At 60.4% G+C, this 10,730-nt stretch carries 8 protein-coding genes; all 8 read right to left on the reverse strand.

The annotated features are described in order from the left end of the window. Window positions 1–8 precede the first annotated feature (8 nt). The 8 genes from ACZZ0B_RS25485 to ACZZ0B_RS25520 all read right to left on the reverse strand — a co-directional run bounded on the left by ACZZ0B_RS25485 (window position 9) and on the right by ACZZ0B_RS25520 (window position 10,697). Complete coding sequence (locus tag ACZZ0B_RS25485; protein WP_463546505.1) at window positions 9–1,547, reverse strand: MFS transporter; 1,539 nt, start codon at window positions 1,545–1,547, stop codon at window positions 9–11. A 191-nt stretch (window positions 1,548–1,738) separates the two neighbouring features. Next, window positions 1,739–2,656 carry a LysR family transcriptional regulator gene (locus tag ACZZ0B_RS25490; protein ID WP_008080355.1) on the reverse strand — a complete coding sequence of 306 codons (918 nt, stop codon included), beginning with the start codon at window positions 2,654–2,656 and terminating at the stop codon, window positions 1,739–1,741. 131 nt (window positions 2,657–2,787) lie between these two features. Further along, window positions 2,788–3,654 (reverse strand): ABC transporter permease, encoded by an 867-nt coding sequence (locus tag ACZZ0B_RS25495; RefSeq protein WP_440096769.1) that lies wholly within the window; start codon window positions 3,652–3,654, stop codon window positions 2,788–2,790. Window positions 3,655–3,674: 20 nt separating this feature from the next. Next, window positions 3,675–4,535 (reverse strand): ABC transporter ATP-binding protein, encoded by an 861-nt coding sequence (locus ACZZ0B_RS25500; RefSeq protein WP_463546506.1) that lies wholly within the window; start codon window positions 4,533–4,535, stop codon window positions 3,675–3,677. 22 nt (window positions 4,536–4,557) lie between these two features. Beyond that, on the reverse strand, window positions 4,558–5,454 hold the full coding sequence (locus ACZZ0B_RS25505) for a TauD/TfdA dioxygenase family protein (protein ID WP_463546507.1): 897 nt from the start codon (window positions 5,452–5,454) through the stop codon (window positions 4,558–4,560). Between the two features lie 343 nt (window positions 5,455–5,797). Continuing rightward, a complete protein-coding gene (locus ACZZ0B_RS25510) occupies window positions 5,798–7,165 on the reverse strand; it encodes an HlyD family type I secretion periplasmic adaptor subunit (protein WP_463546508.1) in 1,368 nt (455 codons plus the stop codon). Further along, complete coding sequence (locus tag ACZZ0B_RS25515) at window positions 7,155–9,311, reverse strand: type I secretion system permease/ATPase (protein WP_463546509.1); 2,157 nt, start codon at window positions 9,309–9,311, stop codon at window positions 7,155–7,157. The genes ACZZ0B_RS25510 and ACZZ0B_RS25515 overlap by 11 nt, the downstream gene beginning before the upstream one ends. Before the next feature lie 33 nt (window positions 9,312–9,344). Further along, window positions 9,345–10,697 carry a TolC family outer membrane protein gene (locus ACZZ0B_RS25520; RefSeq protein ID WP_440096775.1) on the reverse strand — a complete coding sequence of 451 codons (1,353 nt, stop codon included), beginning with the start codon at window positions 10,695–10,697 and terminating at the stop codon, window positions 9,345–9,347. Window positions 10,698–10,730 lie beyond the last annotated feature (33 nt).

The following is a 10,730-nucleotide window of genomic DNA, read 5'->3' on the forward strand; positions in this document are numbered from 1 at the left end:
TGAAGCAATCAGGTCGGCGCGCGTGGCGGAAAGATCCGCGTCGGCAGCCAGAAAATCAGCAGGATCAGCGCCACTGCGACGCCAGCCATGCACACATAGAGATCGGAAGAAGTCAGCACCACAGCCTGTTCGTGCAGGCGATGGGCGAGGCCCGGATCGCTGTGATCGGCCAGCGGCGAATTACCGAGGTTGTCGACCAACATGGTCGAGTGGAAATGCAGACGCGCGGTGGTCAGCGCTTCGATCACCCCGGTAGCGACCACGGCCGCCAAGCCTTTTACCGTGTTGAACCACGCCGAGGCGAACGGCCCGTCCTGCGGCTGGATGCTGCCGGTGGACAACATCAACAGCGGCAACACCGACATCGGTTGACCGAAGATCTGCAGCCATTGCAGGACGTAGAAATTGTCGCGAATCCATTCAGAAGTCAGCAGCGATCCGCCCAGGCAGGACAACGTCAACATGCTCAAACCGATGCCAAGCACCCAGCGGCAGTCGACCCAGCGCAGGTTGCACAACGCTGCCACCATCGGCAGCGCAATCAGTTGCGGCAATGCAGCGATCAGCATGATCGGGGCAGTCTGCGCCGGCCGATAACCCTGCACCTGCGCCAGATAACTCGACGGAATCAACACCACCGCCTGCAGAACTATCAGCACCCCGGCCAGGGTCATCAAGGCGAACGACAGGTTGCGGATACCGAGCATCTGCAACTTGAAAAACGGAATCGGCTGCGACCATTCATTGATCAGGAACGCCACCAACAGCAGCGAGCCGGCACCGAGCAATCCACAGATCAGGCTCGACTCGAACCAGTCCAGTCGATTGCCCTGCAACAGACCGATCACCAGCATGCAGATCGCCGGAAAACCCAGCAGCAGGCCTTTCCAGTTGAACGACTTGAGGCGCTCCAGGCGCAGCGGATCCTGCGGCAAGCCATACGCGACGGCGGCCATGGCAATCAGGCACGGCACGATGATTTGCCAGAACGTCCACTGCCAGCCGACGTATTCAGTCCACAAACCGGCCAGCGGCGTACCGAGGCCCGGGCCGAATGTCGCCGTCAATGCATAGCCGGCCAAGCCGTACAGTTTGATGTTCGCTGGCAAAAAGCGCAGGGCGACGGTCATCAGCATCGGCGGCAATGCGCCGCCGGCCAGACCTTGCAGGATGCGCATCAGCAGCAGGCTTTCGTAGTTCGGTGCGAACGGGCACAGCACGCCGAGCAAGGTGAACAAGCCGATCGCGCAGAGGGTGAAGCGGCGCAACGAGAAGGTCACCGAGCACCACGGCGCGAAGGCCATGGCCGCGACTGAGGTGGCGGTGTAGCTGGCGACCAGCCAAGTGCCTTCGTCGTAGCCGATGTGCAACGCACCGCGAATGTCGGCGAGGGCAACCTTGGTCACCATCTCGTTGAGGCCCGACACCAATACCGCCAGCAGCACGCCGACCAGGCCGATGATGATCCGCGCCCCGAACTCCGGTGGCGTCACCGCCTTCGCCGGGCTGGCCGCAGCGATGGACGCTGCCGCCGTCAGGGATGTCATGAATACACACTCCGGAGGGAAAAATACCGGAGCATCTTAGTCGGGCTTGGCAATGACGAAAATTGACTTATTGGCAGCTTATAAGTGCGCCAGACGCAATCATTAAAAGCGAAAGATCGCAGCCTGCGGCAGCTCCTACAGGAATATGCATTCCAATGTAGGAGCTGCCGCAGGCTGCGATCTTTTGATCTTCAGGGTTGTGCCGCCAGCCACGTCTCGTCGCAGCAGGCCTTGAGTGTCTCTCGCAACCAGCGGTGCGCCGGATCTTTATCAAAGCGCGGATGCCAGGCCTGAGTCAGCATCAACGTCGGCAACGGGATTGGCAGGTCGAACGAACGCAGCTTCAATCCGAGCCGGCGTACGCTGAGCAGCGCCTCTTTAGGTACGGGCAAGATCAGATCGGAATCAGGCAAAGCAAACATCGCCGCATGGAAACTCGGCGCGATGACCGCCACCCGCCGCTCCAGGCCCAACGCGTTCAGCGCGGTATCAATCGGGCCACGGGCGATACCGCGTCGCGACATGCTGATGTGCGAAAACCCGGCGTAGCGTTCGGCGGTAATTTCGCCATCGAGCAACGGATGATCTTCACGCACCAAGCCAACGAAATGCGTGGAAAACAGGTTCTGCACTTTCACTTCCGGGGAGACCGGGCGAGTGTTGCTGACGCTCAGGTCGATGCGCCCTTCACGCAGCGCTTCATCATCGCCATCACCCTCCGGGACGAAACGCAGCTCGCAATGCGGCGCCAGTTGATCCAGCGTGTCGAACAGCTTGCCGCCATATACGCCAATGAAAAAGTCATTGGCGCGAATGCTGAAACGCCGGCGCAACGTGCCCAACTCCACCGCATCGGCCGAGCGAAACAGCAACGCAGCCTGCTCGACCACGTCGCGCACCTGTTCGCGCAACTCCAGCGCCTTGGGGGTTGGCACCAGGCCGCGGCCGGCGCGCACCAGAATCGGGTCGCCGATGGCTTCGCGGATCCGCGTCAGGGTGCGGCTCATGGCGGCCGGGCTGAGGTTCATCCGCCGCGCGGCGCCGACCACACTGCCCTCGTCGAGCAACGCGTCGAGGGCGACCAGAAGGTTCATGTCCGGGAGTTGCATGCTGAGCACTCATGGCTAATCAGGATTGATCTGGGTGCAATGCTAGCAGATCAAAAGATCGCAGCCTTCGGCAGCTCCTACATGGAATGCGATCCCCTGTAGGAGCTGCCGAAGGCTGCGATCTTTTCAGGTCAGCGCTGCATCCCCCAACGCTTCACGGTCACGCGTTCCAGCGTGTCGAACACCAGATTCTCCACCAGCAACCCGATCAGAATCACCACCGCCAACCCGGCAAACACCTTGTCGGTGTACAGCTCGTTGCGATTCTGGAAGATGTACCAGCCCAGCCCACCCTTGCCACTGGTCGCGCCAAACACCAACTCCGCCGCGATCAACGTGCGCCAGGCGAACGCCCAGCCAATTTTCAACCCGGCCAGAATCGACGGCAGCGCCGCCGGGATCAGGATGAACAACACCAGCCGCAAACCCTTCAAACCGTAATTGCGCCCAGCCATGCGCAGCGTCTCGGAAACCCCGAGAAACCCTGCATAAGTGTTCAACGCCAGCGCCCACAACACCGAATGCACCAACACGAAAATCAGGCTGTTCTGCCCCAGACCAAACCACAGCAGCGCCAAGGGCAACAAGGCAATCGCCGGCAGCGGGTTGAACATCGAGGTCATCGTGCTCAGCAGATCGCGGCCCAACTGCGTCGACACCGCCAAGGTGGTCAAGGCAAACGCCAGCACAATGCCAATCAGATAACCCTTGATCAGCACCACCAACGAGATCCACACCTTGGCCAGCAGTTCACCGCTGAGCACACCATCGAACAGCGCATGGCTGGTCTGCAGGAAACTCGGCAGCATCAGGTCGTTGTTCTGAATCCGCGCGACCACTTCCCACACGACAGCGAGCACAATCAGGATCAGACTTTTACGCAGCCAGCCCTGTTGCCACAGCCGCGTGCCGAGCGACAGCTCTCGCTCGACCGGCACTTCGGTCAGCGGCTCTAAAACAATTTCGAACTCTTCACGCACAGATGATGAATGGCTCATCGGGTAGTCCTCCTGGCCGCTCAATAGGCGATGCGAATGTCGTTGAAGTCGTGGTCACGCTCGGTTTCCGGCGACTGGCCTTCATCGAACAGCAAACGATGAATGCGCCGCGCCGATTCCTGAAACGCCACGCCACCGAGGCTGTGCAAATCGTATTGATGGCTGTGCACTTCGGCGCGCACCCGCCCCGGATGTGGCGACAGCAAAAGGATGCGATTGCCGACTACCAACGCCTCTTCAATCGAGTGCGTGACGAACAACAAGGTGAAGCGCACTTCTTCCCAAAGCAGCAGCAATTCTTCCTGCATCTTGCGGCGGGTCAGCGCATCGAGTGCGGCGAACGGTTCGTCCATCAAGAGGATTTTCGGCTGCATCGCCAACGCCCGGGCAATTGCCACGCGCGCTTTCATGCCGCCGGACAGCGTATGCGGATAAGCGTCGGCAAACGCCGCCAGACCGACCTTGTCCAGATAGTGCAGCGCACGGTCTTCGGCCTCTTTTTTCTTCAGCGTGCGCGAGGCCAGCAGTGGAAACATCACGTTCTGTTTGACGGTTTTCCACGGCGGCAGTTGATCGAATTCCTGAAACACCACAATCCGGTCTGGCCCCGGCGCGTCGACGCGCTGGCCTTGCAGACGGATCTCGCCTTCACATGGCTGAATGAACCCGGCGACCGCTTTGAGCAAGGTAGATTTGCCGCAGCCGGACGGGCCGAGCAGCACGTAGCGATCGGCCGGGTCGATTTCAAAACTGACTTGGTGAGTGGCGCGCACCACACGTTGCGGCGTGCGGTATTCGAGGCTGACGTGATCGACGGCCAGCAGCGCTTCGCTGCGGGCGACCGGGTTGCTGGCCGCGTGGCCTGGCAAGGGAGCGTTCATGATGTGATCAATCTCCGGCGAATCAGAAAGGCGCGTCGCCCTGAATGGTCGTGCGATACAGCTTGCGGCGCAGGTGCGCGGGGCAACCGGCGGCAAGGTGAATCAGCGAACGGTTGTCCCAGAACACCAGGTCGTGGGGCTGCCACTGGTGGCGGTAGATGTTTTGCGGCAGCACGCTGTGGGCGTACAGCTCGCTCAGCAGTTGCTGGCTTTCGTCATCCGGCAGGCCGACGATGCGCGTGGTGAAACCCTCGCTGACGAACAGCGCCTTGCGGCCGTTTTCCGGGTGCGTGCGCACCACCGGGTGCACCACTTCCGCGACTTGGGCGAGTTGCTCCGGGGTCAGGGTCGGGCGCCAGTTGCCTTCGAATTTGGTCTCGCTGTAACGCGCCGTGTAGGAGTGCGCGGCGCTGCGGCCTTCGACCGCTTTGCGCAACGCTTCGGGCAAGTTGTCCCAGGCTTTGTGCATGTCGGCGAACAGCGTGTCGCCGCCCTCCTCTGGCAACTCCTGTGCGTGAAGCATCGAGCCGAGGCTTGGCAGCGATTTATAGGAGAGGTCGGAGTGCCAGAATTTGCCGGCATCGCCGAGGCCGATGTTCTGGCCGTTTTCGATGATGTTGGAAACGATGAGGATTTCCGGGTGGTCGGCCAGCAGGAACTGCTTGAGCACATGGATCTGCAGCACACCGAAGCGGCGGCTGAAGTCGATCTGCTGTTGCGGGGTGATCTGCTGGTCGCGGAACACCACGACGTGGTGATCAAGGTGCGCGCGATGGATGCGCGCAAAGTCCTGATCATTGATCGGCCGGGTGAGGTCAAGGCCAATGATCTCGGCGCCAACGGCACCGCTGAAGGGACGAATCTCGAAGGTTTGCGGCGCGGCGGTCGCGACGCCAGGGGAAGCAGTAGCTGCGGACATCTTTCCATCTCCCACGCACGGCGCGCTCACGGGCGCGCTCGTCGATCAGACACTCACGCTGGATTGCGTGTTGGTTCAGGTCGTGCGGCGCGCCGATTGGTCGGCAGGTACGCAGGGGATGACTTTATAGCTATAAGAATTGGAAATTAAATACCGTTAATGAATAACGATATGGCGGAATGGACTGGATGGTGAGTGACGGTTTTTGTCACTTATTCACACTTTGCGGACATCCCTGTAGGAGCTGCGGCACGCTGCGATCTTTTGATTCTGCTGTTAAAAAACAGGATCAAAAGATCGCAGCCTCGTTCCACTCGACAGCTCCTACAGGATTATTGGGGGATCAGCGTTCGTGTAACGCCTCGGCCCGCGCGCGGATGATCGGTTTGAGCAGGTAGCTCAACACCGACTTCTTGCCGGTGATGATGTCCACCGACGCGACCATCCCCGGGATGATCAGCAATGGCTTCTCGTCCGTGCCGAGGTGGCTGCGTTCAGTGCGCACCTTGATGATGTAGTAAGTGGTTTTCTTGTCTTCGTCGGTGATGGTATCGGCACCGATCTGCTCCAGCTGGGCCTTCAGCCCGCCGTAAATGGTGTAGTCGTACGCAGTGAATTTGACGATCGCTTCCTGCCCCGGGTGCAGGAACGCAATGTCCTGCGGACGGATCTTCGCTTCGACCAGCAAGGTGTCATCCAGCGGTACGATTTCAACCATGTCGCTGCCCGGCTGGATCACGCCGCCGATGGTGTTGACCAGCAACTTGTTGACGATACCGCGCACCGGCGAGGTCACCAGCGTACGGCTGACGCGGTCTTCCAGCGCCTTGCCGGTGGCGCTGGCCTTGTTCAGGTCGGTGCGCGCTTCGTTGAGTTGGGTCAGCGCTTCGCTGCGGAATTTGCCGCGCGTTTCGTCGATCTTGCGCTGCACTTCCTTGATCGCCGATTCGGCACGCGGTATCGCCAGCGTCGTTGCATCGAGCTGACCACGGGTTTCCACCTCGGCACGCTTGAGACGCAAGACTTCCACCGGGGACACCGCACCCTGCGCCACCAGCGGCTCGGACATGTTGATTTCCTGACGCTGCAAGCCGAGTTGCTGACGATACTGCGCTTGCTTGGAAGCGAATTCGCGCAGCTCTTGCTGACGCTGAATCAACTGCTCCTGCAAACCACCGATCTCGTCGTGCAACTGCTGACGGCGGCTGATGTTCAGCGACTCTTCGCTTTTCGCCTGTCCCGGCACAGCCTTGAGCACGTCCTCGGGGAAATTCAGCGGACGATCATCGACTTCGGCGCTCAGACGCTCAACGCGCAGCAGCATCGACAGGCGATCGGCCTCGGTTTCACCGACGTTGGAAGCAAATCGCGTGTCGTCGAGACGAATCAGCGGTGCGCCGGCTTCGACGATCTGGCCTTCCTTGACGAACAGTTCAGAGACGATCCCGCCCTCAAGGTTCTGGATTTTCTGAATCTTCGACGACGGAATCGCCTTGCCGTCGCCCTTGGTCACTTCGTCGATCACGGCGAAGTTGGCCCAGAGCATGAGGAAGACGAAGAAGCCGATGATCGCCCAGATGGTCAGGCGCACGACGCGCGGGGCGTCCTCGATCAGCGCCTTGTTGACCTCCGGCAGTGGCTGGCCCTGCAACGATGCCGAGCCCTTGAAGTAGCGACGAATCGAATCCTTGAAACCCGACTTAAGCAACACTGATCTGCCCCTTCTTCAACGCTTCCATCACGGCGGCTTTCGGGCCATCGGCGAGAATTTGTCCACGGTCGATCACCAGCAGACGATCGACCAGCGACAACAGTGAAGCCCGGTGCGTGACCAGCACCACGGTCTTGTTTTCGATCACGGCGGCGAGGCGTTGCTTGAGGCGTTCTTCGCCGGTGTTGTCCATCGCGCTGGTGGGTTCATCCATCAACAGGATCGGCGGATTGAGCAATAGCGCTCGGGCCAGCGCGACGTTTTGTCGTTGGCCACCGGACAGATTCTGCCCGCGCTCACCGACTTGCAGCTCATAGCCTTGCGGGTGCAGACGGGCGAATTCGTGGACGCCAGCCAGTTCGGCGGCTTGCAGCACCAACTCGTCTTCTACATAGCGTGCGCCGGACACCAGGTTGTCACGCAGGGTGCCCGCCAGCAGTTGGATGTCTTGCGGTACGTAGCCGATGTTGTAGCGCAGTTCGCTGACGTCGATTTGGCGGATGTCCACACCGTCGACCAACAGCGCGCCGTCGTCCGGCTGATACAGGCCCACCAGCAGTTTGGCCAGCGAGCTTTTGCCCGAGCCGCTGCGGCCGATGATGCCGATTTTTTCGCCGGGACGGATCACCAGGTTGATGTTCTTCAGCGCCGGGTTCTGTTGTTCCGGGTAGGTGAAGTTGAGCTGGCGGCATTCGATGGCACCCTGCAACACCTTGCGGCTCAGCGGACGCTCTTCGAAATTGCGCTCTTGCGGCAGCTCCATCATTTGATCGACCGAAGTCATGGTCACCCGCGCCTGTTGATAGCGCGTGAGCAGACCGGACAGCGAGGCCAACGGGCTCAGCGCGCGACCGCTGAGCATGTAGCAGGCAATCAGACCGCCCATGCTCAAGTGACCATCAATGATCTGGTACACGCCGAAGACGATCATGATCACCCCGGCCAGTTGCTGGATCAGCAAGGTGATGTTCATCGCCAGGCCGGAGAGCATTTTCACCCGCAGTTCGAGGCGGCTGAGGGTGCCGATGGTCTGCTCCCACTGGTACTGACGCTCGCTCTCGGCGTTGTTGACCTTGACCGCGTCGAGGCCGGCGAGGGTTTCAATCAGGCTCGACTGGCGCTCGGCGCCGAGGGCCATGGTGCGTTCCATGGTTGCCACCAGCGGTTTCTGCAACGCGTAGCCGATGGCCAGGGCAATCGGGAACGCCAACACCGGAATCCACACCAGATGCCCGCCGAGAATGGCGATGACAATAAAGATGAGGATAGTGAACGGCAGATCGATCAGGCTGGTCAGGGTCAGCGAGGCAAGGAAGTCGCGCAGGCTCTGAAACTCGTGGATGTTTTGCGCAAAGCTGCCGACCCGCGCCGGGCGGTATTTCATCGCCATGCCGACGATGCGTTCGAACAGCGTCGCCGAGATGATCAGGTCGGTTTTCTTCCCGGCCAGGTCCAGGCAGAGGCTGCGCAGGCTCTTGAGGATCAGGTCGAAAATATAGGCGCCAGTAATACCGAGGGCCAATACCCACAACGTCGCTTCGGCCTGGTTCGGCACCACGCGGTCGTAGACGTTCATCACGAACAGCGGCGCGGCCATCGCAATGATGTTGATCAGGAAACTCGCGGCAATCGCATCGGCGTACAGCCAGCGCGAACGCTTGAGGGTGTCGCGGAACCACGAGCGGGCGCGCGGAATCAGCGTGCCGTGGTTGACGTCGAATTTGTGTTGCGGCTGGGCGAAGAAGACTTTGCCGGTGTAGTCGTCGGCGAGCAGCTCACGGCTGACGATGGACTCGCCGCCGTCGGTTTCGCTGAGCAACACCCGCGCTTCATTGTCACCCTGCCAACCGAGCAGGACGGCGCTGCGGCCATCCTTGAGCAGCAGCAACGCGGGCATGGCGATCGCCGGAATTTCTTCCAGTTTGCGCTGCAGCACTCGACCTTGCAGGCCGGCGCGAGCCGCCGCGCGGGGCAGCAACTCGACACTCAAGCGTTGTTTGGGCAGCGGCAGGCCGGTTGTCAACATCGCCGCGCTGGCAGGCTTCTGGTGCAGCATGCAAAGGGCAAGCAGACCGTCCAGTAACGGATCGTCGTGCAACGCGCGTGGATCATGACTGAGATGAACTCGACTGACTTCTGATTCCACGCTCGACACTCTTAACAGTTGAAAAGGGACAACTCAATTCATCCCAGGCAGCTGAACCTTGGGCTTCACGTCGTTCTGCACAACGGATGCCAACGGTGCGACCACTCCCTGGCTTCTGAGCAATTCGCCCATGGTCGCCTTGATTCGGTACTGAGTAAATAACTGAATGTTTTTGATGTCAGCCAGACGCCGCGACGCGGTGAACAACTCGTTTTCGCTGTCGAGCAAATCGAGCAGGGTGCGTTCGCCGAGGCTGAACTGACGCTGGTAAGCGGTGCGCACGGCGGTGCTGTGATCAACGTATTGCTGCGCGATCGGCACCTGCGCGTTGGCATTGTTCAAGGCGTTCCAAGCCAGGCCCAGCTCTTCGTTCAACTGGCGCAGGGCGTTGTTGCGGATGTCCAGCGCCTGGTTCGACAGGTACGACTTGGATTCCAGATCGGCCTTGTTGCTGCCGCCCGAATAGAGGTTGAAGCGCATGCGCAGCATGGCTTGCCACTCGTTGTTGTGACCGTTCTGGCCATCGAGGTCGTTATCGGCGGTGCGGCCCAGTTCGGCGTCGAAACGTGGGTAGAAGGTCGACTTGGCGGTTTCGTACTGCTTCTCGGCAGCGGCGATGTCGGACTCGGCCGAACGCAGGATCGGGCTGTTTTCCAGCATCTGCGTACGCGCTTCATTGAGGTTGGCCGGCATCATCGCGATGAACGGCGCCGGACGCTCCAGTTGATCGGGCATCTGGCCGACGGCGCTGAGGAAATTGGTTTCCGAGTCCGCGAGGTTGGTCTGCTCGGTGATCAGGTTGTTGCGGGCCTGGGCCATCCGCGCTTCGGCCTGATCAAGGTCGGCACCGCTGCCGACGCCGCGCTGGGTGCGCAACTGGATCTGGTCGTAGATGCGCTGGTGGCTCTTGAGGTTTTCTTCGGCCAGACGCACGAATTCGCGACGGGTCAGCACGTCCAGGTAGACCTGGGCAACGGTCAGCGCGGTGCGCTCGGAAGTGCCGAGCAAGGAATAAGCGCGGGAGTTGACGGTGGCTTGTTGACGCCCGACCTCGCTGGACGTGGCAAAACCGTCAAAAACCATTTGCGAGAGACGTAAACTTGACTCGCTGCGGTTCAGGGTTTCCCAGTGGTTGTTGTTACCGGCGGCACGGGTGGTGACGCTGTCGGTGCCTTCACGGCCATAACCGCCGAGCAGATCGACCTTGGGCAGGTATCCCCCTTTCGCTGCCTTTAATTGATAATCCGCGGCCAAACGACTGTTGACCCCTGCCTGGATTTCCGGATGGACATCCAATGCCTGTTGCATGGCTTCTGGTAAGGATTGTGCTTGTACAAAAGAGGCGGCGAGAGCGAAAGGTACAGCCAGAAACAGGGGCGAACGCATGGTAGGAATTTCCCAGAACTTCTTGTCTTGAAT

It is taken from the genome of Pseudomonas sp. AC247, assembly GCF_979258015.1.